The organism is Nonomuraea sp. B208, from assembly GCF_057536035.1.
Window position 1 is genome coordinate 382,925 of record NZ_BAAJOU010000027.1, and the last position, 24,287, is coordinate 407,211.

At 70.9% G+C, this 24,287-nt stretch carries 27 protein-coding genes and 1 pseudogene; 15 read left to right on the forward strand and 13 right to left on the reverse strand.

Annotation, left to right across the window (positions count from 1 at the left end):
- Positions 1-310 precede the first annotated feature (310 nt).
- Positions 311-1,633 (reverse strand): Na+/H+ antiporter NhaA, encoded by a 1,323-nt coding sequence (gene nhaA / locus AC27IY_RS33330; protein WP_487180371.1) that lies wholly within the window; start codon positions 1,631-1,633, stop codon positions 311-313.
- A gap of 157 nt (positions 1,634-1,790) precedes the next feature.
- On the opposite strand from nhaA, the gene AC27IY_RS33335 reads away from it, so the two are divergent.
- From AC27IY_RS33335 to AC27IY_RS33350, 4 genes are all read left to right on the forward strand, one after another.
- Entirely contained in the window at positions 1,791-2,327 is a 537-nt protein-coding gene (locus tag AC27IY_RS33335; protein WP_487180372.1) for a hypothetical protein, read from the forward strand.
- Between the two features lie 141 nt (positions 2,328-2,468).
- Positions 2,469-2,987: a hypothetical protein gene (locus AC27IY_RS33340; protein ID WP_449957907.1), complete on the forward strand. Its 519-nt coding sequence runs from the start codon at positions 2,469-2,471 to the stop codon at positions 2,985-2,987.
- 364 nt (positions 2,988-3,351) lie between these two features.
- The gene (locus AC27IY_RS33345) at positions 3,352-3,768 is read left to right on the forward strand and encodes a hypothetical protein (protein ID WP_487180373.1); all 417 of its coding nucleotides are present in this window, start codon (positions 3,352-3,354) and stop codon (positions 3,766-3,768) included.
- A gap of 144 nt (positions 3,769-3,912) precedes the next feature.
- Positions 3,913-4,311: a hypothetical protein gene (locus AC27IY_RS33350; protein ID WP_487180374.1), complete on the forward strand. Its 399-nt coding sequence runs from the start codon at positions 3,913-3,915 to the stop codon at positions 4,309-4,311.
- A gap of 29 nt (positions 4,312-4,340) precedes the next feature.
- On the opposite strand, the gene AC27IY_RS33355 is transcribed toward AC27IY_RS33350, so the two are convergent.
- Together AC27IY_RS33355 and AC27IY_RS33360 are read right to left on the reverse strand one after the other, a co-directional pair.
- Positions 4,341-5,282, reverse strand: a complete 942-nt coding sequence (locus AC27IY_RS33355) for an alpha/beta fold hydrolase (protein WP_487180375.1) — start codon at positions 5,280-5,282, stop codon at positions 4,341-4,343.
- 237 nt (positions 5,283-5,519) lie between these two features.
- Positions 5,520-6,872 (reverse strand): TrkH family potassium uptake protein, encoded by a 1,353-nt coding sequence (locus AC27IY_RS33360; protein ID WP_423449124.1) that lies wholly within the window; start codon positions 6,870-6,872, stop codon positions 5,520-5,522.
- Between the two features lie 302 nt (positions 6,873-7,174).
- On the opposite strand from AC27IY_RS33360, the gene AC27IY_RS33365 reads away from it, so the two are divergent.
- Together AC27IY_RS33365 and AC27IY_RS33370 are read left to right on the forward strand one after the other, a co-directional pair.
- Positions 7,175-8,716 carry an FAD-dependent oxidoreductase gene (locus tag AC27IY_RS33365; protein WP_423478449.1) on the forward strand — a complete coding sequence of 514 codons (1,542 nt, stop codon included), beginning with the start codon at positions 7,175-7,177 and terminating at the stop codon, positions 8,714-8,716.
- Positions 8,713-9,336, forward strand: a complete 624-nt coding sequence (locus AC27IY_RS33370) for a TetR/AcrR family transcriptional regulator (protein ID WP_423478450.1) — start codon at positions 8,713-8,715, stop codon at positions 9,334-9,336. Before AC27IY_RS33365 ends, AC27IY_RS33370 begins: the two co-directional genes overlap by 4 nt.
- 164 nt (positions 9,337-9,500) lie before the next feature.
- Here the strand turns inward: AC27IY_RS33370 and AC27IY_RS33375 are convergent, their stop codons facing one another.
- The 4 genes and pseudogenes from AC27IY_RS33375 to AC27IY_RS33390 all read right to left on the reverse strand — a co-directional run.
- Positions 9,501-10,646: an FAD-dependent oxidoreductase gene (locus AC27IY_RS33375; RefSeq protein WP_423478451.1), complete on the reverse strand. Its 1,146-nt coding sequence runs from the start codon at positions 10,644-10,646 to the stop codon at positions 9,501-9,503.
- A gap of 19 nt (positions 10,647-10,665) precedes the next feature.
- Positions 10,666-11,670 carry a Rossmann-fold NAD(P)-binding domain-containing protein gene (locus tag AC27IY_RS33380; RefSeq protein ID WP_487180376.1) on the reverse strand — a complete coding sequence of 335 codons (1,005 nt, stop codon included), beginning with the start codon at positions 11,668-11,670 and terminating at the stop codon, positions 10,666-10,668.
- On the reverse strand, positions 11,597-12,367 hold the full coding sequence (locus AC27IY_RS33385; protein WP_487180784.1) for a CocE/NonD family hydrolase C-terminal non-catalytic domain-containing protein: 771 nt from the start codon (positions 12,365-12,367) through the stop codon (positions 11,597-11,599). The genes AC27IY_RS33380 and AC27IY_RS33385 overlap by 74 nt, the downstream gene beginning before the upstream one ends.
- Positions 12,310-13,044, reverse strand: a pseudogene (locus AC27IY_RS33390) (CocE/NonD family hydrolase); the annotation flags it as partial. The pseudogene AC27IY_RS33390 and the gene AC27IY_RS33385, both read right to left, overlap by 58 nt.
- A 173-nt stretch (positions 13,045-13,217) precedes the next feature.
- Between AC27IY_RS33390 and AC27IY_RS33395 the strand changes: the two are divergent.
- The 4 genes from AC27IY_RS33395 to AC27IY_RS33410 all read left to right on the forward strand — a co-directional run bounded on the left by AC27IY_RS33395 (position 13,218) and on the right by AC27IY_RS33410 (position 16,636).
- Positions 13,218-13,676: a GbsR/MarR family transcriptional regulator gene (locus AC27IY_RS33395; protein WP_423478454.1), complete on the forward strand. Its 459-nt coding sequence runs from the start codon at positions 13,218-13,220 to the stop codon at positions 13,674-13,676.
- 383 nt (positions 13,677-14,059) lie between these two features.
- On the forward strand, positions 14,060-15,409 hold the full coding sequence (locus AC27IY_RS33400) for a TrkH family potassium uptake protein (RefSeq protein WP_487180377.1): 1,350 nt from the start codon (positions 14,060-14,062) through the stop codon (positions 15,407-15,409).
- Positions 15,410-15,731: 322 nt separating this feature from the next.
- The gene (locus AC27IY_RS33405; protein WP_487180378.1) at positions 15,732-16,124 is read left to right on the forward strand and encodes a hypothetical protein; all 393 of its coding nucleotides are present in this window, start codon (positions 15,732-15,734) and stop codon (positions 16,122-16,124) included.
- 131 nt (positions 16,125-16,255) lie between these two features.
- On the forward strand, positions 16,256-16,636 hold the full coding sequence (locus AC27IY_RS33410; protein WP_487180379.1) for a hypothetical protein: 381 nt from the start codon (positions 16,256-16,258) through the stop codon (positions 16,634-16,636).
- Positions 16,637-16,676: 40 nt separating this feature from the next.
- On the opposite strand, the gene AC27IY_RS33415 is transcribed toward AC27IY_RS33410, so the two are convergent.
- Together AC27IY_RS33415 and AC27IY_RS33420 are read right to left on the reverse strand one after the other, a co-directional pair.
- Positions 16,677-17,852: an FAD-dependent monooxygenase gene (locus AC27IY_RS33415; RefSeq protein WP_487180380.1), complete on the reverse strand. Its 1,176-nt coding sequence runs from the start codon at positions 17,850-17,852 to the stop codon at positions 16,677-16,679.
- Positions 17,849-18,301 (reverse strand): GbsR/MarR family transcriptional regulator, encoded by a 453-nt coding sequence (locus tag AC27IY_RS33420; protein WP_423449141.1) that lies wholly within the window; start codon positions 18,299-18,301, stop codon positions 17,849-17,851. Before AC27IY_RS33420 ends, AC27IY_RS33415 begins: the two co-directional genes overlap by 4 nt.
- A gap of 150 nt (positions 18,302-18,451) precedes the next feature.
- Between AC27IY_RS33420 and AC27IY_RS33425 the strand changes: the two genes are divergently transcribed.
- Entirely contained in the window at positions 18,452-18,799 is a 348-nt protein-coding gene (locus AC27IY_RS33425) for a hypothetical protein (RefSeq protein ID WP_487180802.1), read from the forward strand.
- Here the strand turns inward: AC27IY_RS33425 and AC27IY_RS33430 are convergent.
- Together AC27IY_RS33430 and AC27IY_RS33435 are read right to left on the reverse strand one after the other, a co-directional pair.
- Entirely contained in the window at positions 18,722-19,015 is a 294-nt protein-coding gene (locus tag AC27IY_RS33430; RefSeq protein WP_487180381.1) for a transposase, read from the reverse strand. The genes AC27IY_RS33425 and AC27IY_RS33430 overlap by 78 nt on opposite strands.
- Before the next feature lie 103 nt (positions 19,016-19,118).
- Entirely contained in the window at positions 19,119-19,733 is a 615-nt protein-coding gene (locus tag AC27IY_RS33435; protein ID WP_423449145.1) for a TetR/AcrR family transcriptional regulator C-terminal domain-containing protein, read from the reverse strand.
- 191 nt (positions 19,734-19,924) lie between these two features.
- Between AC27IY_RS33435 and AC27IY_RS33440 the strand changes: the two genes are divergently transcribed.
- From AC27IY_RS33440 to AC27IY_RS33450, 3 genes are all read left to right on the forward strand, one after another.
- The gene (locus AC27IY_RS33440; protein ID WP_487180382.1) at positions 19,925-20,362 is read left to right on the forward strand and encodes an alcohol dehydrogenase catalytic domain-containing protein; all 438 of its coding nucleotides are present in this window, start codon (positions 19,925-19,927) and stop codon (positions 20,360-20,362) included.
- On the forward strand, positions 20,359-20,835 hold the full coding sequence (locus AC27IY_RS33445) for a DUF6326 family protein (RefSeq protein ID WP_487180383.1): 477 nt from the start codon (positions 20,359-20,361) through the stop codon (positions 20,833-20,835). Before AC27IY_RS33440 ends, AC27IY_RS33445 begins: the two co-directional genes overlap by 4 nt.
- A 324-nt stretch (positions 20,836-21,159) precedes the next feature.
- Positions 21,160-21,477 carry a hypothetical protein gene (locus AC27IY_RS33450; protein ID WP_423449150.1) on the forward strand — a complete coding sequence of 106 codons (318 nt, stop codon included), beginning with the start codon at positions 21,160-21,162 and terminating at the stop codon, positions 21,475-21,477.
- An 85-nt stretch (positions 21,478-21,562) separates the two neighbouring features.
- Here AC27IY_RS33450 and AC27IY_RS33455 read toward each other — a convergent pair whose 3' ends face one another.
- Positions 21,563-22,774 carry an NAD(P)/FAD-dependent oxidoreductase gene (locus tag AC27IY_RS33455; protein WP_487180384.1) on the reverse strand — a complete coding sequence of 404 codons (1,212 nt, stop codon included), beginning with the start codon at positions 22,772-22,774 and terminating at the stop codon, positions 21,563-21,565.
- 54 nt (positions 22,775-22,828) lie between these two features.
- Complete coding sequence (folE, locus tag AC27IY_RS33460; RefSeq protein WP_487180385.1) at positions 22,829-23,476, reverse strand: GTP cyclohydrolase I FolE; 648 nt, start codon at positions 23,474-23,476, stop codon at positions 22,829-22,831.
- A gap of 113 nt (positions 23,477-23,589) precedes the next feature.
- Here folE and AC27IY_RS33465 point away from each other — a divergent pair, with 113 nt between their 5' ends.
- Positions 23,590-24,276: a helix-turn-helix transcriptional regulator gene (locus tag AC27IY_RS33465; protein ID WP_423449154.1), complete on the forward strand. Its 687-nt coding sequence runs from the start codon at positions 23,590-23,592 to the stop codon at positions 24,274-24,276.
- Positions 24,277-24,287 lie beyond the last annotated feature (11 nt).

A 24,287-nucleotide genomic window follows, 5' to 3' on the forward strand; every position in this document is an offset into this window, starting at 1 on the left:
CGGACGCCACACCTGCTTCTCGCTCTGGGAAGCCGGGCACCGCCACCGCTACCTTCGGTTGCACGATGATCGCGATCCGGGCCGCGCTCGCCGTGACGATGCCCACGTGCGGCAGTCGGGGACGCCGACGAACTATAAGAGTGCGTTGTGATCTTCTCTGGGAATCGAGCGTTTCTGAGAAACGCGGCTCTGCCGGACCCGACATGGCCATACGAGTGTGAACGCGCGCAAACCGCTTTGATCTTCGCGGGTTCCGGCCACACAGGGTCCGGGCGTACTGGGCGGGGAAGTGCCGGTGACGGCTTCATCGTCAGCGGCCAGTCGCTGTGGATCCGTCCGTTTCGTAGACGTCCGGGATGCCGTCGTGGTCGCGGTCGATGGTCTCGAGCTGGTGAATGCGCCGGTAGGTGTGGTTGCGCAGGCGCAGGATCACCGTCGCCAGCAGCGCCGCGGCCAGAGAGCCGGCCAGCACCGCCACCTTGACGTGCGCGTCCTGCCCGGGGCCGAAGGCCAGTTCGCCGATCAGCAGGGAGACGGTGAACCCGATGCCCGCCAGGATGGACAGTCCGAGCATGTCGATCCAGGTCAGGCCCTCGTCGAGGTCGGCGCGGGTGAAGCGGGACATCAGCCAGGTCGCGACCATGATCCCAAGCGGTTTGCCCGCCACCAGGCCCACGGCGACGCCCAGCACGACGGGGTCACCGAACGCGCCGGCCAGGCCGTCCAGACCGCCCACCGCCACTCCTGCCGACAGGAACGCGAACACCGGGACGGCCACGCCGGCCGACAGCGGGCGGAAGCGGTGCTCGAAGTGCTCGGCCAGGCCGGGGCCGGCTTCGGGGCCGCCGGCTTTGTCGCTGCGCAGCACCGGGACGGCGAAGGCGAGCAGGACGCCGGCGACGGTGGCGTGCACCCCGGAGGCGTGCACCAGCGCCCAGGTGACCGCGGCCAGGGGCAGCAGCAGCCACCAGGACCGTACCCGGCGCTGCACCAGCACGGTGAACAGCGCGAGCGGCACCAGGGCCGCGACCAGGGGCAGGGGTGCCAGGTGCTCGGTGTAGAACAGCGCGATGATGACGATGGCGACCAGATCGTCGACCACGGCCAGGGTGAGCAGGAAGGTGCGCAGGGCGGCTGGCAGGAACCGGCCGATGACGGCCAGCACCGCCAGGGCGAAGGCGATGTCGGTGGCGGTGGGGATCGCCCAGCCGCGAGCCGCGCCCTCGACCCCGGAGGTGATGAGCAGGTACAGCAGGGCAGGGACGGCCACTCCGCCGAGCGCTGCCGCGATCGGGATCGCGGCCCGCCGTGCGTCGCGCAGGTCGCCGGCGACAAACTCGCGCTTGAGCTCCAGCCCGGCCACGAAGAAGAAGATCGCCAGCAGCCCGTCGCCGGCCCAGGTGGCCAGGGACAGATTCAGATGCAGCGCCTCGGGCCCGAACCGCAGGTCGCGCGCCATCTCGTACACGTCCGCCCACGGGGAGTTCGCCCAGATCATCGCCAGAACGGCGCCGATCAGCAGCAGCGCCCCGCCGACGGTCTCCTTGCGCAGGATGTCGGCGATGCGGCGGGTTTCGCCCCAGGAGCCGCGTGCGAGGAGGGCAGGCTTTCGCGGCGGGATACGGGCGCTCATGATGTGCTCCAAGTTTCGGGGTCAGGTGGGCCATCGCCGACCAGACTTCCCGGCACTCCACGTTCACCTTATCCGTCGCGGGGGGACGACCACCCGCGGGGTTAACGCGCGGCGCACTGTTCGGATATATCCGAACAGTGCGATATAGCCAGCCGGCGTGAGTGTCGAGACCTTTGTTGAAGACGCCGGGCTGTTTTACGAGCGGCTCGGGTTGAGTCGTACGGCCGGGCGCGTGATGGGCTGGCTGCTGGCCGCCGAGACTGGCGACGCCGACGCGCCGGAGCTGGCCGAGGCGCTGGCCGTGGCCAAGAGCAGCATGAGCGTCGCGCTCGCCCTGGCGTGCGGGCTGCGATCAGTGGGGCACCGCCCGCTGCCGGCGGCTCCCCGCCGGTTCGAGCCCATGACCGTCGCGCGCGGCGTGGAGTTCGCACCGCTCAACGACGAGATGCTCGCCCTTCAGGACACTGCCAGGGGGCAGGGCCCCCGCTCGGGTCCGTGCCACCAGCCGCAAAGCAACGCTGTGCAACTACGGCCTTCGAGGAGGCTGAGTGCAGAAATCAGCGGTAGCGACCTGGGGCTTCTTCCCCTGTTAGTGATCCTGATGCCCCCGAAACTCCTACAGCCCCGGCCGGCCGCCGGTCATGATCAGTGGGTGCGGCGGCAGCTCCTCACGGTTCAGTTTCGGCTTCGGTGAGGGATAGATCACCACAACGCTAGTTAACTTATAGTAGTCAAATGACTACTGTTCGTATTGACCATGGTGATCCAGATCGCTCATACAGCGGTCCCCAAGCCCCCTTCCCGGGGGCGTGACGGCGAAAGGAACCACTCTGCCATGACCACACGACTCTCCCTGCGCCGCCGGCTACTGGGCCGCACCGCCGCCGCGGCCTGCCTGATCCTGCTCGTCCTGCCGCTGCCCGCCAACGCCGCAGCCGACCCGATCACCCCCGGCGACTCCTACTACCTGCACGCCCACACCAGCTACGGAACGCGAGGCACCACCTACGAGAGCTGGCTGGGCTCCGACTATGTCCTGCTCACAAACAACACCGGCGATAACGGAGCAGCCTGGGTGTTCGACAAGGACGGCGAGAACTACCGCATCAGGCAATCGCCTGGGTACGGCGCCTGGTGCACCCGCGGCAACGACATCAAGCTCACCGATTGGCGAACCTGCTCCACACGCTGGACGCTCATCCCCGCCCCAGACGGAACCTGGTACATCAGGAAGGCCGACACCCCCTTCTACGTCACCAACGCAATCGCTAATAGCGGTTCGTGGCTGAAGATCTACACGGGCCAGGACGGCTTCCGCGAGTTCACCCGCTTCACCTTCACCCGCGCCATCTGACCGCCCAGCCCGCACAGCGGCACCCCTGGCCCCTCCTCTTCCCTCTCCTTCCTGGAGGCCGGGTGCTCGGGTCCGTGTCACCAGGGGCAGAGCAGGGCGTTGCCGCAGGCCACAGCGGGTGACGGCTGCGGCTCCCGACCCGGGTTTCGGTCCGGGCATCCGGGGATGAGTCCGGCGCTCGCTGCCCTGATAACGACGGCGGGCGCGTTTCCGCAGGTCGCGTTGCGCGCTAACGGGTCTTATGTGAACCCGCTCGGGAGCTCCCGGTCACTCACAGCTACTTCGCGTCTGGTGACACGGACCCGAGCGCCGGGCCGGGCAGGGGGTACGCGCCGCCGTCACCGCCGCTCGCTCGGTCACGCCGATGCTGCGCCGCCTGCTGGACGACCAGGCATCGCTCGCCGTCTCCGGCGGGTTCGACGTGGTCGTCCACCATCCCAAGTCCCTCGGCGGGCCGCACGTCGCCGAGAAGCTCGGCGTTCCCGCCCTCGCCGGGCTGCTGCTGCCGCTCCATCTGCCGACCTCCGCCTTCTGCTCGCCGATCCTTCCGGTACGGGTTCCGCCCGTGCTGAACCGCGTGAGCTGGCGTGTCAGTTCGTCCGTCGAGGCCGCCTACCGGAGCACGGTACGGGCCTGGCGGCGCGAGAGGCTCGGTTTGCGGGGCGCCTTCCGGCCGATGGCCGGCCACATCGGCAAGGGCGCGGTGCTGCATGCGTGGAGCGCCGAACTGCTGCCCGCACCCGGCGACTGGCCGGACGAGGCCCGCCCGACGGGCTTTTGACGCTGCCCCCCGATGAGGCGTGGACGCCGCCGGAGCGGCTGGCCCGGTTCCTGGCGGACGGGGACCCGCCGGTCTACGTCGGCTTCGGCAGTTCGGCCGGCGGCGACGCCGAGGCGCTGTCGGCCACGGTGGGCGCTCAGCCACGTGGTGTTCGCGGTGGCCGTGCCCGTCGCCGTGCTGGTGATCGCCGGCCTCGCGCTGGGCCTCGGCAACGGGGACTTCGCGGGCGGCCTGGCCCTCACCACGGTCATCCTGCCGGGCATCTGGGTGATGGCCGGGCTCGCCGTCGCGGCATTCGGGCTGCTGCGGCGGGCCGGAGTGAACGTGGGGTGGACCGCCCTGGGGCTGGCCATCGCCTGGGAGATCGGGCGGGAAGTGGGCTTGGTGAGCGACTCACTCTTCATGATCTCCCCGTTCGCGCACGTCCACTACTCCACGCTGGCCGATCCGGGACCGGGCACGCTGCTCGGGCTCACCCGGGTGGCGGCCGGCCTGGTGACGGCGGGCCTGTACACGCTGCGCCGGCGCGACCTGGCCTTGTGATGTCGGTCGCGCCGCCTCTTGGCGCGGCCTCAGCCCTGCCCGTCCAGCCGGTCGGTGAGGAATGCGCCGATCCTCGCGGAGGTCCTCGGGTAGTCCGCGTCGAACCAGATCAGGTGGCTGTCGGCGTGGCTTTCCTCAAGCTGGGCATGGGGTAGCGCGGTGGCCAGCGATTGGGCGTGGGTGAAGGGAACCGAGCGATCCCGGCGGCTGGCGATGATCAAAACGGGCTGGGTGACGGCGGCGGCGCAGTCGGGCACGGGGTCCATGTCGGCGATGAATCCACGGCCCGAGCGCATCGCGCGGAACAGCTCCGTCAACCCGGCGCGAGCCTCCGGGGACAAGCCTCCCACTACCTGCCGGGCAGGAACGACCGACAGTTCGCGCATCAGCAGCCGTAACCCCGCTCCTGGAGCCAGGCGCAGGAGCGTCCGCAGCGCCGCCCAGGTGGCAGCCTCGACGCCCGCGCTGAAGATGATCCGCCCGCCCAGCCGCGTCCACTGGCCCGGCCAAGGATCGAAGCCGACCGCGCTCTGCAGGATCACCCGCTCCACCAGGTCCGGGTGGCGGGCCGCCATGGTCAGGGCGGTACGTCCGCCGGCGGAGACGCCGACCACCGCGGCGACCTTGTCCACGCCCTGGAGCCGGCACAGGTGCGCGATGGTGTCGGTGAACTGCGCCACCGAGGTGGCCGGGGTCAACGGCGTGCGTCCGTAGCCGGGGCGGGAGGGCGTGAGCACCGTGAAGCCGGCGGAGGTGAAGACCTCTTCGCCCAGGGCCAGTCCGGCCCGCATGTGGCCGCCGTGGAACACCACGATCGTTCGGTGGTCCTGTCGTTGCAGCCGGTATTCCACCATGTCGCCCGCTACGGAGGTGACGATGGGGAGGCCGGCTGGGCCGTCGCCCGTCAGCGGGCTGACCGGTCCGCGGTCGTGGCGGCCGGCGAGACGGTGCCACGAAGGTCGTCGGGCCATCGGTGCGCTCCCCGGGTCGGGTGGTCATCGCGTTCATCTGCCGACCAGACTTCCCGGCGCGCCTGCGGAGAACGTATCAGAGGTGCCTGCGACCGCCCAGCGCACCCCGCCTGGCCGAAGGGCCACGGCTGTCTGCCCGCCAGTGGACCAGCGTGCGAGCAGGATCCGGCCGGCCGCTGCGCCACCGCGGCGCCGAAGCGCCCCAGGCCGATCACCACGATGGAAGCGGATCTCGGCTCACCCGATGATCACCCTCTCCTCCGGCAGTTCGTAGCGGCGGCCGCGCTCTTTCAGGGCGAGCGCGGAGCCCAGCGTGAGCGGGCCGATGCGCCCGATGAACATCAGCAGGCTCAGCAGCACGTGCCCGGCCAGCGGGGTGTCGGCGGTGATGCCGGTGGACAGACCGTTGGTGGCGAACGCGGAGATCACCTCGAACAGCACCCGGTCCAGGGAATGCGGGCTGATCACCAGCAGGAGCCAGGTGGAGAACGCGACCAGCAGGACACCGAGCAGGCTGATCGACAGCGCCTGGCGCTGGGTGGCCGACGGCAGCCGCCGGTGACCGATGTTGACCTGGTGCTCGCCCCTCAGCTCCGACCACATGATGAACAGCAGGAAGCCGAACGTGGTGACCTTGATGCCGCCCGCGGTCCCGGCGCTGCCCCCGCCGATGAACATCAGCACGTCGGTCACCAGCCACGACGAGGGGTACATCTGCCCGATGTCGAGCGTGTTGAAGCCGCCGGAGCGCGGCATCACCGCGGCGAAGAAGGCGGCCAGCAGCTTGCCGGAATCGTCCAGCGGCCCCATCGTGGCCGGGTTGCGCCACTCGGTCGCCAGGAACGCGAGCATGCCGCCGGCCAGGAGCAGCACGCTCAGGCAGACGGTGATGCGAGTCAGCACCGACCAGCGTCGCGGGTGCCGCCACGTGCGCAGCAGCTCGAACACCACCGGATAACCGAGACCCCCGACAAGGACCGCCAGCGCGATGGACAGGCAGATCCACGGATCGGTGACGAAGCGCATCAAGCTGTCCGGCCACAGTGCGAAGCCGGCATTGTTGAACGCCGACACCGCATGAAAGATCCCCAGGTAGACGGACCGGCCCAGCGGCTCGCCGTACCCGGTGACGAACCGGACGGCCAGCACCACGGCGACGACCGCCTCACAGACGAGGCTGAAGACCACCACCTTGCGCAGCACTTGACGCAGATCGGCGGCGACCACGGATTTGGTCTCCAGTTGGGCCGACAATCTGGCCCGCAGGCCGATCCGGCCGGAGACGATCACCATGACGAGCGTGGCCAGCGTCATGATGCCCAGCCCGCCCACCTGGATGAGCACGACGATCACCACCTCGCCGAACGTCGACCAGTGCGTCCCGGTGTCGACCACCACCAGGCCGGTCACGCACACGGCGGAGGTGGCGGTGAACAGCGCGGTCAGCCAATGGGTGCTGTCACCGGCGGTGGTGGCCAGCGGAGTTCCCAGCAGCAGCGTCCCGGCCAGCACCGCCACACCGAACCCGGCCGCGATGACCACGGCCGGATGCCGGCCCCGGCCCCGCACCACCGGATAGCGCCGCCTCATGAAGCCGCCCTGCCGGGCAGGTCACGATCAGGCCAGTCGAAAACGTCGCGCACGGGAGGGGCCTCCGTCGGGGTGGCACGGCTGAAGACGTCGCCGACCAGACTTCCCGGCACTCCGAGCCCCACCGTAGCGCGGCGCAGCACGGCGCGAGCACAACAAGCCGGCCTGGACCGTGCCGAACCCGGCCCGGACCATGCCGCCTGCATCGTGCGCCCACTCACCTGGGTGTGGACAGGCCGGGGGCCACGGGCGCACTATAAGTTTACGGTACCGTCTCGTAAATGAATGGAGTGAGGACCGGGATGGACACGGATGTTCTGGTGGTGGGGGCGGGACCGGTCGGTCTGGCACTGGCCTGCGCGCTGGTGCAACACGGGGTGAGCGTCCGCGTGATCGACAAGGCCGCCGGTCCGGCGAGCACGTCGCGGGCGAACTTCGTGCACGCCCGCGGCTCAGAGGTGCTCGACCGCCTGGGCGCTCTCGGCGACCTGCCGCAGGAGTCGGTGCGGGCGATGACGATCACCACCTACGCCGGAGACCGCCCGATGATGCGCATCCGGTTCGGCGACCCCGGGCTCGGCACCGCCGCCCCGCCCATGGTGATCTCCCAGGCACGGGTGGAGGAAGGGCTGCGCGAGCGGCTGGCGGCCCTCGGCGTCCGCCCGGAGTGGGGCAACGGGCTGGTCGAAGCCCGCCAGGACGCGGCCGGTGTCACCGCGGTGCTCGCCGACGGCGCCACTGTCCGGGCCGGCTGGATGGTCGGTTGCGACGGCTCCGGCAGCACGGTCCGCAAACTGACCGGCATCGGCTTTCCCGGCGTCAAGGTCAGCGAGCGGTTCCTGCTCGTCGACGGCCACCTGGAAGGCGGTCCGCCGCTGGAGCGGTCGGGCACCAGCGGCTGGGCGCACCGCGATGGCGTGCTGGGCGCCATGCCGATGCCGGACGATCAGTGGCGGCTGCTCGCTTACGACGCCGCCTTCACCGAGGACAAACCCAGCCAAGAGCGGATCGCCGAGCGCATGCGGGTCATCCTGCCCGAACGCACCGGACGGAGCGGGCTGCGCCTGGGCGAGGTCACCTGGGCGTCGCTGTTCCGGGTGCACCGCCGGCTGGCCGAGACTTACCGCGCCGGGCGCGTCCTGCTGGCCGGTGACGCCGCCCACGTGCACGCCCCGTTCGGCGGCCAGGGCATGCTGACCGGGCTCGGCGACGCCGAGAATCTCGCCTGGAAGCTCGCCCTTATCGTGCAGGGGGTCGCGCGCGGCCCGGCCGCGGAGCGTCTGCTGGAGTCCTACCAGGCCGAACGCCGTCCGCTGGCCACCGCGGTGCTGCGTGGCAGCACGGCCGCCACCAAGGTCAACATCGCGGGCGGCCCGCTCGGCCGCTTCCTGCGCGACCAGGTGCTGATGCGCGTCTTCAGCCAGGCGTGGATCCAGCGGTGGACCACCTACACCACCTCGCAGCTGTGGGTGAGCTACCGGCGCGGCCCGCTCGGCCGGCGACTCGCCGGATCGCGCGCCGGCAGCAGCGGCAGGCCGCGCCCTGGCGACCGCGTCGGGGACCTGGCCTGCCTGCGCGCCGATGGCAGCCGCACCCGGCTGCACGCCGAGCTGCGCGGGAAGTGGGCGGTGCTCAACGATGGTCCCGAGACCGGCCCCGGCTCTGACACCGGCGCCGAAGGGGCGTTCGCGGCGGCCCGGCGGCGGCTCGGCGACCGGGTGATTCGGCTCAGTGTCGCCGGCGCGGCGAGCGGATCGGCGTTGCTGGTGCGCCCGGACGGCCACCTGGCCTGCACAGGCGGTCCTGCCGAGGTCACCCGCTGGCTGGACGGAGCCCTCGGATGAGCGCGGCTCCTGACTCCAGGGGGCGGGGACGCCCGCGTGACCCCGGCACCGACGCGGCGATCCTGTCCGCCGCGCTGGAGCTGTTCGTCGAACGCGGCGTCGAGGGCACCAGCATGGAGCAGGTGGCCAAGCGCGCAGGGGTGGGCAAGCTGACCGTCTACCGCCGCTGGAGCAGCAAGGAGGACCTGCTGGCTCAAGCCGTCGAGCAGTGGGTCCGCGCCGAGGTGACACCCTCGGCCGCCGACGTATACGCCCTGCGGCCGCAGGACATCGTCGAGCGCGTGCTGCCCGCAGCGGCCGAGATGGCCGCCAGCCCCCGCTTTCGCGCGCTGGTCGCGCGCATCATGGGCTCGGCCGTCAGCCACCCGCAGCTGATGGCCGTGTACTGGACGCACTACATCCTGCCGCGCCGCGAGCTGGCCGCGGCGATGCTGCGGCGCGCCCAGGCCGACGGCACGGTGGCCGCCGACGCCGACCTGGACGTGCTGATCGACATGATGGCCGGCGCGGTCACCTACCGGGTGCTGCAGCCGGACCCGCCGGACGCCGCCGAGATGCTGCGCTACCTCGCCGCCGTCTACCGCCAGGCCGGCCTGTATCCGCCCGCTACGGACGCTTGAGCGCTCATCGGAGTCGGCCGCGCGGTGCCTGCCGGCGGCCCGTTCGCATCACGCGGGCCGCGATCAGGGCTGACAGCGGGTTCCGCCCCGGCCGGCCCGCAGGCTGATGCTCTCGGTCATGGACGCCACCGGCGCGATCCGGCCCGCCTCGGGGAGCGGCCGGGTCAGCCCTTGATGAAGCGGCGGGTCATGTATCGGCGCACGGGCGGCAGGGCGGCCAGGCGCAGCGGCAGCTGGGTCAGCCACAGCAGCAGGGGGCTGGCGGGGGCGTAGACGCCTTTGACGCGGCGGCCGAGCTTCTGCTTGCGCTCGGCCTCGGGGCGGATGGCAGCCTCCCACGCGGCCAGTGCGGCGGGGATGTCGCCGGGGTGGGCGGCCAGCTCCGTTCCGAGCCGGTCGGCGCCGCCGACGGCCAGTGAGGAGCCGTACCCGGCGAACAAGGTGACGCACCAGGCGGCGTCGCCGAGCAGCACCACCCGACCGTTGCTCCACTGTGGTGCGACGACCTGGCTGATGGTGTCGAAGTAGACCGAGTCGGCCCGCTTCAGGCCGGCGAGGGCTTCGGGGATGACCCAGCCGAGGTCGCCGTAGACGCGCTTCAGTTCGGTGCCCACGTCCTCGCCGGGGCGGGCGTGGTCGGTGCGGTAGCCGAAGAAGGCGACGTTGCGGCCGTCGCCGACGCTGATGACCGCCGCGGTACGGCCGTTGGAGGACAGGGTGCCGGTCGCGCCGGGTGCGATGCTAGCGGGCCGTTGGTCGAGCATAAAGACGGCGACCTTGTGCTCCAGGTCGAGCAGGAAGTTCTCCTCCGGGCCGAAGAGCAGGGCGCGGGTGGCCGAGTGCAGGCCGTCGGCGCCGATCAGCAGGTCGCCCTCCACGAGGGTGCCGTCGCTCAGGGTGACGCGGACGGCGCGCTCGTCCTGGTCGACGGCGGTGAGGGTGGCGCCGAAGCGGATCTCGGTGTGGCCGTGGACCTTGTCGTACAGGACGGTTTCGAGGTCGCCGCGCAGAATGGTGATCGAGCGGGGTCCAGTGGTGGCGGCGATGGTGGCGCGGTCGAGGGCGAAGCGGCGTTCGCCGTTCGGCTTGTGGTAGACGAGCTCGGTGGTGTCGAACGATTTGGCGCGCAGGTCGGCCAGGATGCCGAGGCGTTCGGCAGCGTCGTAGCCGATGCCGCCGAAGGTGACCGCGTAGCCGCCGCCGCGGCGAGCGGGGGCGCGTTCGACGATGAGGGTGTCCCAGCCGATCTGGTGCAGGCGCAGGGCGGTGGCCAGGCCGGCGATGCCGGCTCCGATGATGATGGCGCGCATGAAAGTGTTCGCGTTTCTCTTAGTGGGAGAGCTGGTCGAGCAGCCGCTGTTCGGCGGCGGCATCCAGCCAGGTGTCGGGGGAAGGCGCGTCCGGGCGGGGTGCCGGGTCGCCTTCGGCCTGCAGCCAGGCCCAGGTGTCGGCGAGGGTCTCGCGCAGCGGGCGTGTGGTGAGGCCTTCGGCCAAGGCGGCGCTGACGTCGGCGTCGTGCATGCCGCTCGGCGCGCTGCCGTCGGGCATGCGCAGGCCGAACTCCATGCCGAGCGGCAGGCCGTGGCGCATGAGCAGGTCCGGCTCGGCCCACACCAGTTCGGTGTCGAAGCCGGTGACCTCCAACGCTGTGGTGAGCAGCTCGCCGAGGGTGATCGCGCCGGGTGGGCCGGTCACGGTGAAGGCGCCGCCCAGGCCGCGTTCGACGGACTGGAGCATCCAGGTGGCCAGGTCCCGGACGTCGAGGTACTGCAAGGGCGTGTCGGCGGGGGCGGGCGCCAGGACCCGGCCGCCCTTCTCCAGGCGGCGCAGCCACCACGGGATGCGGCCGACGTCCTCATACGGGCCGAGGATCATCCCGGCCCTGGCCAGCAGCGCCCGCTCGCCGAAGGATTCGAGGACGGCGAGTTCGCCACCGCGCTTGGCGGCGGCGTAGTCGGCGTTGTCCGTGCCGGCGGGGTCGCCGTCGACCAGGGGTGCCTGCTCGTCGGCGCCGGGCGGCCATGGCCAGCGGTGCACGCCGCGGCTGGAGACGTATCCGTAGTGCCCGGCGCGGTCGGCCAGCAGGCCGGCGGCCTCGCGCACCACCCGCGGTGCCCAGGCCCAGGTGTCGATGACCGCGTCCCACTCCCCATCGCCGAGCGCCCGCCGTACGGACTCGGGGTCGGTGCGGTCGGCCATCAGCGCACGGACGCCGGGCGCCGGCGCGCGGCTGAGGCCACGGTTGAGCGTGCTCACCTGGTCACCGCGCTCCAGCGCGGCCTCGACGATGGCGCGGCCCACGTGGTGGGTGCCGCCGAGAACGAGTAGCTTCACGATGCTCCTGAAGTGAGGGGCAGCCAGAGGGCTGACGGGTTGTTGTGGTCGTGGAAGATCTCATGCTCCGAGGAGCGCAGGTTCGTCCCGGTCGCGAGCGGCTCACCGGTGCCGGGGTGCGGCCGAAGCGCGGGTGAGCGCCGCTGGAGACCTGCACCCGGACGCGGTGGCCGCGCAGGAAGCGGTGGGCCATCGGCCACAAGGCATGCGGGTTGTCCGAGCGCGCGTGCAACATCACGCGAACCGGGCCGACCGCCTCGACGTCCTCGGCCAGCGGCGCGGTGGTGAAGGTCAGCACGTCGGCTCTGGCCTCGATGGCGCGGTTGTCCTTGGCCCCGGCTGACAGGCCCATCTGCGTGCCCGCGACCGTAGGGGGCGGGTCCGCGGGATCGTAGCGGTAGCGGCTGGGGGCGCTCGGGCCCTCATGCGGGGTGGGCCGAGCCCGCCGCCGGGGCGCAGGAACCAGGGGACCGGCTCGTGCGCGGGCGGCCAGGCGGACACGTCGTTCCAGCGGCCCGCGCCGGTCACGAACAGCCGCACGCCCGAGGGCGCCTGCCGGTCGAGCAGCGCGGCGTCCAGCATGGCCAGCACGTCGGCCAGCATGCCCGGCAGGTGCACCACCGGCGGCATCCGCGCGACGTTGACGCGGTGGTCGGTGTTCGCCCAGTACGGCTCGCCGGGGCCGTGCCGGGTCCAGTCCCGGAACCGTGGCACGGGGTACCCGGTCAGTGCCCGGTCGGCCTCCTCGAACGGGAGGGTGAGCGTGGCACGCGACAGCCGCCGCGCGGCGCCGACCATGCCGGCCATTTGACGGGCGACGCCATAGCCACCGAGCAACATCCGCTCCACCAACTGCACCCGACCCAGCGCGTTCCCCGTCGCGAACGCTCCGCCCGGGTACATGAAGCCCTCGTCGAACGCTGACGGCGCGTCCTGGATCAGCGCGACCTTCCATCCCGGGATGTCCCGGGCGGCCAGCTCCCACTGCACGAAGCCGAGATAGCCGGCGCCCCACGTGGCCAGCTCGCCGCCGAACCACGGCCGGGCGCGCAGCCAGCTCAGCGTGTCGTTGGCGTCGGCCGGATCGATGACGAAGCCGTCGAAGCGGCCACCGGACCCGGCCGTGCCGCGAAGGCTCTGGTACAGGACTTGGTAGCCGCGCTCGGCCAGCAGCTTCGGCAGCTGGTCCACGGCGTTCGCGCGGCCGTACGGGCTGCGCAGCAACACCAGCGGAGGCCGTCGCCGACCGGCCGGGTCATAGGGCGTGGCCAGCAGCCGCACACCGTCTGCGGCCGGGATCTCCACGTTCCGCCGCACTTGCACCCGGTCACGTAGCGCGGGACGCACGCCGTACAAACGGCTGAGCAGGGTCATGGCCGGGATCTACTTCCTGTCGAGGCTGATGAGAGATCACATCGCCGACCAGGCTTCCCGGCACACCATCGAACCTCTCTCGCCAAGAGGCCGACACGAGGACTATACCGAACTTTCAGAAATTACTGAAGGGTAGAGATGTTGGATATCCTGCTTCCCGCAAGGAGGCACACGTGAACGATCGGTATGAGCAGTGGCAGGCCGCCGAACGGCTGGCCCTGACCCTGATCGAGGGCGGCATGCAGCGCATGACCGCCCGCACCCTGGCGGTCTTCCTGTTCACCGACCAGGAAAGCGTCACCGCCGGCGAGATCGCCGCCCGGCTGGAGGCCAGCGCGGGCTCGGTCTCCGCCGCGATCAAATCCCTGCTGACGGTCGGGCTCATCGAACGCCTGCCCGCCCCCGGCAGCCGCCGCGAGCACTACCGGCTCCGCGACGACGCCTGGGCCATCCTGTTCACCAGCCAGAACACCGTCATCCAGGCCATGCTCCAGGCCGCGGCCACCGGGATCGCCGCCACCGACGAGAGCGACCCCGCCCATCAGCGCCTGGCGCAGATGCACGCCTTCTACGAATTCCTGCTCAGCGAGTTGCCCGCTCTGCTGCACCGCTGGAATCAGCAGACCGGTTGAGCACGGTCCGGCCGGCCCGTGCTGCCGGCCCGTGCTGCTGGCCCCGCATCGGGAGCGCCAACCCTATGCCGGCGGGGACGGAAGTCGCGATTCATACGTTTTCTTGACGCCTCGCCCTCCTGCGCTGCCCCTTGTGGCCTGGGTAAGGTGCGAGGTGTCTTGACGGGGTTTGCTGAAAGGGTGCCCTGTATGGTGCTGGCGCAGCGGGCGGTGGTCGGCCGCGCCGCTCACGGTCGGCGTGGCTACGGCCAGGGCCGCGCTCGGGTTCGGTCCCCGATCTGCACGGTCGCGTCTTGGCCGGCCCGGATGGCACGCACGCTCTGGGTGGTCAGCCCTGATGCGGGGGGTGTCGCGGACCGGCTCGGTGCGCGTGCGGGTATGGCATGAGACGGTGGCCACGGATCCTTGGCTGGTTCCAGCACCCGGCGCAGATGATCGTCACCGGGTTCGGGTTGGCGGTCGTGATCGGCACGGCCGTGCTCGCCCTGCCGATCGCCACCGAGTCAGGGGAACCGGCCGGGCTGCCGGCCGCGCTGTTCACCGCCACCTCGGCGGTGTGTGTCACTGGGCTGGTGGTCGTGGACACCCCGACGCACTGGTCGACGTTCGGGGAGAGCGTGATCGCGGGGCTCATCCAGGTCGGCGGGCTGGGCATCATGACCCTGGCGACTCTGTTCACCCTCCTGGTGGCCGGGCGTCTCGGGTTGCGCGCCAGGATCTTCGCCCAGGCCGAGACCAAGACGCTGAGCATGGCTGACGTGCGGCACGTGGTCCGGCGCGTGGTCGTCTTCAGCCTGCTGTGCGAGGCCGTCACGGCGGTGATCCTCACTGGCCGGTTCCTGCTCGGCTACGGCGAGCCGTGGGGCCGAGCCGTCTACCTGGGGATCTTCCACGCGATCTCGGCCTTCAACAACGCCGGCTTCGCTTTATGGCCGGACAGTGTGATGCGCTTCGTCGCCGACCCGTGGATCTGCCTGACCATCGCGGGCGCGGTGATCGTGGGCGGGCTCGGCTTCCCGGTGGTGTTCGAGCTGCTGCGCGGTTGGCGCAGGCCCCGCCGCTGGTCGGTGCTGACCAGGATCACCGTCGGCGTCACCGCGGCCCTGCTGGTCGCAGGGACGCTGGTCTTCCTGGCCGCCGAGTGGCACAACCCCAAGACGCTGGGCACACTCCAGGACTCCGGCAAGCTCCTGGCCGCCTTCTTCGCCGCCGCCATGACGCGTACCGCGGGCTTCAACAGCCTCGACATCGCCGCCATGGATCCCACCAGCTGGCTGGCCACCGACCTGCTGATGTTCATCGGCGGCGGCAGCGCCGGCACCGCTGGCGGCATCAAGGTCACCACGTTCGGCCTGCTCGCGTTCGTCATCTGGGCCGAGATGCGCGGCGAGCGCGAGGTCAACGTCGGTCATCGCCGCCTGCCGGAACCGGCGCAGCGGCAGGCCCTGGCGATCAGCCTCATCAGCGTGGCGCTGGTCGCGCTGTCGACGTACCTGCTCCTCGCACTGACCCCGCACAATCTCGACCGCGTGCTGTTCGAGGTCGTCTCGGCCTTCGCCACGGTCGGCCTGTCCACCGGGATCACCGCCGACCTCCCACCGGCCGGACACCTGCTTCTGGTGATGCTCATGTTCATCGGCAGAATCGGCCCGCTCACCCTGGGCACAGCCCTGGCTCTGAAAGACCGGGCCCGCCGCTATCAGCTGCCCGAGGAGCGCTTCATCGTCGGCTGAGGCGAGCAGACGGCGATCCGATCGTGGTGGATCGCTCACATCCGGATAAGGCGCTCACCCGCCAGCAGGGATGCTTGCAGATGCCATGCGGCCGAACGAGAGGTCCCTGCCGCAGATACGCCGCGTGCCGCGGCTAGGACGGCCCGCGAGATGTGGCTTGGCCGGCATCTGGTGGAGACGGGGCGGCGCTGTCACTGTCCTCGGTGGAGCGCCGGGAAGTCTGGTCGGCAACGTCATATCGGACCGGCTTCGTGGAGGCGCCCCATGGCGAGCAGTCCCGCCATCCTCATCAGCGGCTTGCCCGCTGGGCTGGGCCCAGCGGGTGCGGGCCTTCGCCGGCGAGCGCTGGTGGGTGCTCGCGCTGCTCGCCGTCACCGGCCTGGCGCTGGTCGCGATGTCGGTGATGCTGGCCAGGCGGCGCGACCTCGGCGCCGGACTCGTGCCGGCACGCCCGGGCCGGCCGGACGCCGGGCCTTCTCTCGCCGGTCCTACGGCGTTGGCCTGGCGGCTGCAGCGCGGCGGCCTGCTCGGCTGGGCGATCGCTTTCACGGTGGCAGGCGTGCTGTTCGGCACGCTGACCCACAGCCTGGGCGACATCGTCGGCGACAACCCGCAACTGACCGCCCTCCTGGCCCAGATCGGCGGCGGCACGGACGAACTGACCGACGCGTTCCTGACCGCCGAGCTGAGCCTGCTCGGCCTGCTCGCCGGCTGAAACGCGTGCCAGGCGACGCTACGGCTGCGCGGCGAGGAGACGGAACTATGCGCCGGACCGGTCCTGGCCACCGCCGTGGGCCGCCGCCGCTGGAGCGTCAGCCACCTGGGCATCGCCCAGGCGGTAGCGTCGTGATCCTCTCCGCGGGCGGGCTGGCGGCCGGGGTCGCGCACGGCCTGCGGATCGGCGAGCCGGCCGGTCAGGCCGCGCGCATGCTGGGCGCGGCGCTGGCTCAAGCCCCCGCCACCTGGACGCTGGCCGGGATCGCGATGCTGCTGTTCGGGCTGCTGCCCCGGCTGACCGCGCTGGCCTGGGCGGTCCTGCTGGCCTTCGCCCTGCTCGCCCAGCTCGGCGAGCTGCTCCAACTCGACGAGCGGATCACGAGCCTGTCCCCCCTTCGCGCACGTCCCGCAGGGGCTGACCCAGCCCGTCGACGCCGGCCCGCTGCTGGGGCTCATCGCAGTCACCGCCGCGTTCCTGCTGGCCGGGCTCGCCGCATTCCAGCGGCGTGACCTGCAGGAGAGCTGAGGGTTCCCTTCACCCCTTGGGGCATCACCTGCCCCGCGCCACCGGCAGGTGCGGAGGCTGCCAGCGCCAGGTGGCGTTACCGTCGGCGGTGATGCCTTGACGCCACAACGCCGCAGGCATCAGCCGGATCATCGTGGTCAGGACCCGGTGCGCGGCCGGCGAGGTGGTGCGGCGCCCATCGGCGCGGGCGCCCCGCGCGGTGGCCTGGGTGCGCGGGCGGCGCTCGGTGTCATAACGGCGCAGCGCGCCCTCGATCGCACCCCCGGCCGCGGCCCCGGTCGCGGCCTCGCCGGAAAGGGCGGCGGCGAGGACGACGGCGTCCTCGATGGATTGCCCGGCCCCCTGACCGCGATCCGGGCTCATCGCGTGCGCGGCGTCGCCGAGCAGCGCCACCCGGCCGCGCACATAGGAAGGCAGCGGGTCCAGGTCGCAGATGTCGATGTGGATCACCGCCTCGTCCGGGGTGGCGGCGATCAGCTCCGGGATCGGCTCGTGCCAGGCGGCCAGCCGGCGGGCCGCTTCGGCCTTTTCCTTCTCATAGCGCACCTCCGGCCGGTCGGCGGTGGTGACGTAGGCCCAGTAGGCGCGGCCCCGGCTGATCGGGTGGATCAGGAAGTAGCCACCGGAGCCCATGGTGATGCTGCCCGGCAGGCCGCCGGTGGGCGCGATGCCCAGCCAGGCGGTGCGGCCCAGGAAACGCGGGGGCGGCGTGCCCGGCCATAGCAGCCGGCGCACGGTGCTGCGGATGCCGTCCGCGCCGATCACCAGGTCTGCCCTCGCCTCGCCGCCGTCCCAGACGACCGTCACCCCGCGCTCGTCCTGCCGCAGGCCGGTGACCTCCGTGCCGGTGCGCAGCCAGCCGTCGGGCACCCCCTCCAGCAGCAGCTTGTGCAGGTCCGCACGGTGGAAGGCGAGCAGCGGCGTCGGATCACCAGGGCGGGCGCGCTGCAGGTAGCGGCCATCAGGCAGACGCAGGTTACCCGCCGAAAAGGTGGGCACCCCAGCCGCGCGTGCCTGCCCGCCCACGCCGAGCTCCTCCAGCGCGCGCAGGGCGTTCGGCGCCTGGGACATGCCCGCGCCGATCTCGCGCAGTTCGCCCGCCCGTTCCAGCACCGTGGCCCGCCAGCCGATCCGGCGCAGCGCGACAGCGGCGGCCAGCCCGCCGATGCCGCCGCCGACCACGATCGCATGCCCGCTCACGCGGGCTCCCCGGGCTGTGGCGCGTTCTTGAACATGTCTGCCATCCATTCGAAGGTGGTGTGCGCCTGGCGGATGCGGTCGGCGCGCTCGTCGTCCGGGCCGACCAGGTCCAGGCCGTCACGGGTGATGTCAAGGAAGGAGGAGAGGCCGGCGATCTGCTTGCGCACCACCACCGCCCAGGCGTCGGTGGCCATCCGGTAGTAGACGGTCCGCTCGCCCGGCCGGGTGCGCCAGGTGAGGAACCCCATGCCCGTCAGCAGCCGCAGGTTCGAGGTCAGCGATGCGCGGCTGGCGCCGATGGCCTGGCTGATCTGCCCGGCCGACTGCTCCGGCGGATCGCACACCATCAGCCAGCCCAGCACCCGGCCGGCGATCGGCGGCACCCCGTCGCGCGCCAGGTACATGGCCACGCGCTCGACCCACTCCAGCAACGCTTCCTGTTCGGTCACGCCCGGCCCATCTCCTTACAGTTATTTCAGTATGAGCTGAAACCACTGTAAGGAACGGATGTATGCCGTGTCTACGGTTCGTTTTCCACGGGGAGAGCCGAGACGTCTCTTCGGCACGTCGCGGTCACCGCCACACAGCAGGAAGTGTCGGTGACCTCTCGTTCGCGTTCGGTGCTGCTCGCCGCCGGTGTCGGGCGCCGGTGTCCTGGTTGCGGCGCCGCGGTCAGGGTCGGCGAGCTGTTCCGCTCCTTCGTCGGCGGCGGCACCCCGACCCCCATCGGCCGCGCCCTGACGGAGCTGGGCAAGCTCGACCGCTCCACTTACCTGGCCAGCTACTACGACGACGAGCTGCTTGGACATGACCAGGCCCGATACCCGCCCTTCTCGCGCAGGTGCCAGCGCAGCAGGTCATGGATCGTCTTATCGGTGCCGTCGTCGCGCCATTTGGCGAAGGCCCGATCCCGGAACCTGGCTTCTGGACCGCCTCGATACCCGTGAACAGGCCCCGGAGTAGTACGTCGCACCCTTGGGCGGCAGATCGTGCGGGAGACAGTCCCATTGGACGCCGGTTCGTCCCTGGTAGCGGATCGCGTTGACGATCTCCCGCAGCGCATAGTTGCCTTCGTGGCCGCTGACCGAGGGGTGCGGGGCCTTCCTGCCGTGAGGACCGGTTCGATCAACGCCCAGTGAGCGTCGGCTGAGTCGCTCGGGCACGGCTTGTGCTCAGTCGCCGCGCCATCCCGGCACAACTGGACCCGCAGACTGGCGGTAACACTACAAATCCACACGATCACATAACGACATCACGGATGGAGGCTCACGTAGGCACTCTCAGGGCCTCGAGGGCGGCCAGGACGAGGTCGAGGCCGAAGGTGAACTCCTCCGCAGGGTCGTAGCCGGCAGCGGCGAGCACCGCGGCGGACTCGTTGAGGTAGGGGAACTCGTCAGGAGGAAGCTGGGGCAGGAAGACGTCCTCGGTCATGTCCGCGAGCTCATCGGCGGTGCCGAACGGCAGGCTGGCTTCCTGCAAGGCGAAACCGTAGACATAGCTGTCGAGCAACCAGTTGGCGTGCGTCGCCATCAAGACCGGGAAGCCGGCCCTCCGCAGGCAGGCGGTGACCGCTTCGCGGTGGCGGAGGTTCGCGGGCCCCGGCGATGTCCGCGACTCCATCAGGCCGATCGCCCACGGGTGGCGCGCGAGAACCTGTCGGGCGGATATCGCCCGACGTCGCATCGCTGACTGCCAGTCGGTCTCCTCAGGCGGGAGCTCGATCTCCTCGAACACGACGTCGATCATGGCGTCCAGCAACTCCTCCTTACTCGCAACGTAGTAGTAAAGCGACATCGCGCCCGCGCCGAGCGAGCCAGCCAGCCGGCGCATGCTCAGCTCGCCGACCCCCTCGCGGTCGGCGAGCCGGACCGCCTCGGCCACCACCCGCTTCTTGCTCAGCCCCGCATCTGACGCGACCTGGCGTCGTTCCCTTGCAGACAACGGGTTTCCTCGCTCTCTCAAACGGCTTGACAAGCGTTCAACGTACGGTCATCGTACATCGTACGAGCGTAGTACGGCGTACGACGTACGGTGTACGAAAAGAGTCGTGGCTCGGACGTGAGGAGGCTTCTGTGGGAATCGAACAGCGATCGAATGCCGGAGCACGCCTGGTGCCGGGGGCGAGTCCGGCCGGGGCAACGACGATGCGGGCCGCCTCCGGGTGGGCGCTCCCTGGCAGGGACCTCGCCGGCATGGCGGCAGCGGTCGGGAAGGATGTCACCGCTCTCCGCCCCGGCGACGAGGTGTTCGGCCAGAGCACCGCTGGAACGCTCGCGGAGTCCGCCTGCGTCCCGGCGGACAACCTCTTGTCCGTGCCCGCCAACCTGTCGGTCGTGGACGCGCCAGTGGTGCCCACCTCGGCCATGGCGGCGTTGCAGGCATTGCGGAAGATCGCGAACGTTCGACCGGGCCAGACGGTGCTGGTCACGAGCACGTCGGGTGCGTATGTACGCCCCAACCTGCCGCCACTCCGGCGGACGGACCGCTCCTCTCGAAAGAAGAACCGATGACCATCCGGACGAAAACCCCGAACCTGCTCGACAACCCGCCGGTCCCCGTGCAGGTCAAGCTCGCCGCCGCATGGACCAGCTTCATGTTCCTCTACATCTACGTCGATTACTTCCACCTCTACAAGCCCGGCACCGTCGGCAACATCCTGGCTGGCGTCGTCTTTGAGTTCGACATCAGCGCGACCTGGCTGACCGGCATGCTCGCGTCCGTGGCGATCCCGGCCCTGATGGTGATGCTCTCCATGACGCTGCCCGCCCGGGTGAACCGCGCCACGAACCTCGTCGTCGCATCGCTCTACATCCCCTACTCGGCGTTCAACGCGGTGGGGGATTCCTGGGACTGGGCCCCCTTCTACGGCCTCTCCATCGGAATCGAGGTGCTGCTCCTGGCCTTCATCCTGCGCTCCTCCTGGACATGGCCTCGAACCCCCGCCGCCCCAGCCGGCCCCGCGACGACCGACCTTCGACAGTAGGTATCCGTGTAAGGGCCTACGGCATGAAGCCCGCCGCCGCGGACACCGGGCCGACCGTGACCAGCTCAGTCGCGGACGGATGTGATCTTGTCACGCTCTATCGGGCCCAGCGCCGGACCGCCGACGTGGAAGGTGACCAGACGGCAGCACGATGGAACAGGATCCGGGTTATTCGCGTGCCATTTCTTTTTCCGGACCATAAACCGCTGTCTTGCGGTCGGCCCGTAAAATAGCCCGCTCAAAAACGCGGGTCATTCCCTATGGATATCCAGGAAAGCTGTGGTTACGATCAAGCCGGAAGATCGACATCGAAGGAGGTAGCTGATGGGCCGCATCAAGAAGTTCGCCGTTTCGGCGGCCGCGGCGGCGGGGATCGCCGCCGCGACGACTTTCCTGTCACCGGCTGCGCCCGCTCAGGCGGCGACCTGCAGCACCGACGCCCAGATCGGCACTCCCGGCGGCACCGGCTGGGCCCTGTGCAGCGGCACCGGGGTGACTCAGACGCGGGTCGTGCTCTTCTGCCAGGCCAGTAGTGGCGCCTACACCACGGTGTACGGCCCGTGGGTTGCCAATTCCGTTAAATCAAATGCTAAATGCAGTGGCACCTCGTGGCCGATCTCGGTCGGATATCAGAATCTCTGAGCCGCTGCAAGCTCATTCGGTCGCGGTGTAATTCCGGGTCGATCGCCGGTCGGGCCGGCGGCATTCCTTCTCAGCGCGCTCGTGGTCAGTGCAGCCGGCCCAGTGGAACCGCGGGATCGGCCAGTGCGCTCCGGTCCACCGGGGAGCCGGCCAGGACGAGGGCCTTGAGCTGGTCGCCCTGGTCCCAGATGTTGACGTTCATCGCCGCGAGCACCGTGTCGTCGTCGCGCAGCCAGAAGGCGAGGAACTCCCGCGTGGCCACATCGCCACGGATGACGACATCGTGGGGAACGCCGGGCGGGACGTGGCCGAGGTACTCCATGCCCAGGTCGTACTGGTCGGTGTAGAAGTAGGGCGGCTCGTCGTAGGCGGCCTCGCGGCCGAGCATGGCGCGGGCGGCGACGGCGGGCTGGTTGAGTGCGTTGGCCCAGTGCTCGACGCGGACGTGCCGGCCCAGGCGGGGATGGTAGGCGTTGGCGACGTCACCGGCGGCGAAGATGTCAGGGTCGCTGGTGCGCAGGTCGGCGGTGGTCTTGATGCCGTTGTCGATCGCCAGGCCCGCGGCGGCGGCCAGTTCGGTGTCGGGGACGGCGCCGATGCCGGCCACCACGGCGTCCACGTCGAGGTGGGTGCCGTCGGCCAGGCGTACGCCGGTCTCGGTGATCTCGGCGAGGCGGACGCCGAGCCGCAGGTCGACCCCGTGCTCGCGGTGCAGGGCGGCGAAGACGGCGCCGATCTCGGGGCCGAGGGCGCCGAGCAGCGGCTGCCGCTCCTGCTCGATCACGGTGACCTCGACGCCGGCGGCGCGGGCCGCGGCGGCGGTCTCCAGGCCGATCCAGCCCGCGCCGACGACGGCGATGCGCCCGGCGGCGGAGAGCGTGGCGCGCAGCCGGTCGCAGTCGTCCACGGTACGTAGGTACAGCACGTTCCCGCGGTCGTGGCCGGACACGGTGAGGCGGCGTGGGGTGGCACCGGTGGCCAGCAGGAGCTTGTCGTAGCGGAGGCGTTCGCCGTCGGAGAGCGTCACCTGATGGGCGGCCGGGTCGATGCCCGTGACCGACACTCCGGTGCGCAGGTCCACGGCGTGGTCGCGGTACCAGTCCGCGTCGTGCACGAAGATCTTCTGGCGTTCGTCGCCGCCCTGCAGGTAGCCCTTCGACAGCGGGGGCCGCTCGTAGGGCAGGTGCGGCTCGCGTCCGACGAGGACGATCGCGCCGTCGAAGCCCTCCGCGCGCAGGGCCTCGGCGGCCTTGGCCGCGGCGAGTCCGCCTCCGGCGATCACAAAAGTGGCCGGCATCGTCGATCTCCTGTCTGTTCGTTCGGCAACGCGTGGGTGTGGGGGAGGCCCGGCTCAGTGGACCCCGGACAGCGCGAAGAACTCCTGCCGGGAGCGCGCGTCCTCGCGCAGCAGCCCCTGCAGGGCGGAGGTCACCGTACGTGACCCGCGCACGCGTACGCCGCGCATCGACATGCACAGGTGCTCGGCCTCGATCACCACGCCGACCCCCTTGGGCTCCAGGTGCTGCTGCAGCCAGTCGGCCACCTGCTTGGTCAGCCGCTCCTGCACCTGCAGGTCGCGGGCGAACAGCTCGACGACGCGGGCCAGCTTCGACAGTCCCAGGATGCGGTCGCCGGGCAGGTAGCCCACGTGCGCCACGCCCTGGAACGGCAGCAGATGGTGCTCGCACAACGACTGCACCGGGATGTCGCGGGCCAGCACGAGCTCGTCGTACCCCTCCTCGTTGGGGAAGGTCGTCAGGTTGAACTCGCGCGGCGCCAGCAGCTCGGCGTACGCGTACGCGACCCGCCTGGGCGTGTCGGCCAGGTGCTCGGACTCGGCGTCCCGGCCCAGCGCGGTCAGCAGGTCGGCCACTGCCCGCTGCGCGGCCTCGACGTCCACGCCGGCGCCGCCGCGGACCACCCGCAGGCGCCGCTGCTGCTGGTCGGGCCGGCCGGGCTGGTCGGGAGCGGCGTCCGGAGCCGCGAGGGTCTCGCTCATGCCGCCCGCCCGTCGTACGCGTCCCGCATCACGCCATCCCCTTCTTCTATCGACTACTTTCGTTAACATTAGAAGAGGACCGGCGATTTAGTCAACAGAAATGGGTTTTAGAGATGGGCGAGATCAACGGCGCATGGCAGGCACGCATCTCCGCCATCGCGGCGCTGGACGAGCCGACCCGGCGCCGCCTGTACGAGTTCGTGGTGCGGCAGCCCGCTCCGGTGAGCCGCGACCAGGCCGCCGACGCCGTGCAGACGCCGCGCAACACCGTCTCCTTCCACCTCGACAAACTGGTGGCCGAGGGGCTGCTCGAAGCCGTCTACCAGCGCCGCACCGGCCGCACCGGACCCGGCGCCGGCCGTCCCTCGAAGCTCTACCGCCGCGCGCCCGGGCAGATCGCCGTCTCCCTGCCGGACCGGCACTACGAGCTGGCCGCCCGCCTGCTCGCCGACGCCCTCCAGGAGGCCCAGACCTCGGGGGAGCCGCCGCGCGACGTGCTCGACCGCCGCGCCCGCGAGCTGGGCCACGACCTCGGCCGCGACGCTCCGGCGCGCGGCACCCGTACCGGTCTCGTGCAGGCCCTGGAGGCCCTCGGCTACGAGCCGCGCGCGACCGGCGACACCATCGCGCTGGTCAACTGCCCCTTCCACAGCCTGGCCCGGCAGCACACCGCGATGGTCTGCGGCATGAACCTGTGCCTGCTGACCGGCCTGCTCGAAGGGCTGGACACGACCGACGTCACCGCCCGCCTGGAGCCCGCACCCGAGCACTGCTGCGTCCGCCTCCACCCGACCGGCTGAACCCGCTCACA

Excerpts from the sequence above, each read along its gene's own strand:
- AC27IY_RS33450 (WP_423449150.1), top strand. The coding sequence starts at position 21,160 with ATGGGCCGCATCAAGAAGTTCGCCGTTTCGGCGGCCGCGGCGGCGGGG.
- AC27IY_RS33355 (WP_487180375.1), bottom strand. The coding sequence starts at position 5,282 with ATGGCCCGACGACCTTCGTGGCACCGTCTCGCCGGCCGCCACGACCGC.
- folE (WP_487180385.1), bottom strand. The coding sequence starts at position 23,476 with ATGAGCGAGACCCTCGCGGCTCCGGACGCCGCTCCCGACCAGCCCGGC.
- AC27IY_RS33365 (WP_423478449.1), top strand. The coding sequence starts at position 7,175 with ATGGACACGGATGTTCTGGTGGTGGGGGCGGGACCGGTCGGTCTGGCA.
- AC27IY_RS33360 (WP_423449124.1), bottom strand. The coding sequence starts at position 6,872 with ATGAGGCGGCGCTATCCGGTGGTGCGGGGCCGGGGCCGGCATCCGGCC.
- AC27IY_RS33340 (WP_449957907.1), top strand. The coding sequence starts at position 2,469 with ATGACCACACGACTCTCCCTGCGCCGCCGGCTACTGGGCCGCACCGCC.
- AC27IY_RS33455 (WP_487180384.1), bottom strand. The coding sequence starts at position 22,774 with ATGCCGGCCACTTTTGTGATCGCCGGAGGCGGACTCGCCGCGGCCAAG.
- AC27IY_RS33465 (WP_423449154.1), top strand. The coding sequence starts at position 23,590 with ATGGGCGAGATCAACGGCGCATGGCAGGCACGCATCTCCGCCATCGCG.
- nhaA (WP_487180371.1), bottom strand. The coding sequence starts at position 1,633 with ATGAGCGCCCGTATCCCGCCGCGAAAGCCTGCCCTCCTCGCACGCGGC.
- AC27IY_RS33370 (WP_423478450.1), top strand. The coding sequence starts at position 8,713 with ATGAGCGCGGCTCCTGACTCCAGGGGGCGGGGACGCCCGCGTGACCCC.
- AC27IY_RS33345 (WP_487180373.1), top strand. The coding sequence starts at position 3,352 with ATGCTGCGCCGCCTGCTGGACGACCAGGCATCGCTCGCCGTCTCCGGC.
- AC27IY_RS33445 (WP_487180383.1), top strand. The coding sequence starts at position 20,359 with ATGACCATCCGGACGAAAACCCCGAACCTGCTCGACAACCCGCCGGTC.
- AC27IY_RS33400 (WP_487180377.1), top strand. The coding sequence starts at position 14,060 with ATGAGACGGTGGCCACGGATCCTTGGCTGGTTCCAGCACCCGGCGCAG.
- AC27IY_RS33375 (WP_423478451.1), bottom strand. The coding sequence starts at position 10,646 with ATGCGCGCCATCATCATCGGAGCCGGCATCGCCGGCCTGGCCACCGCC.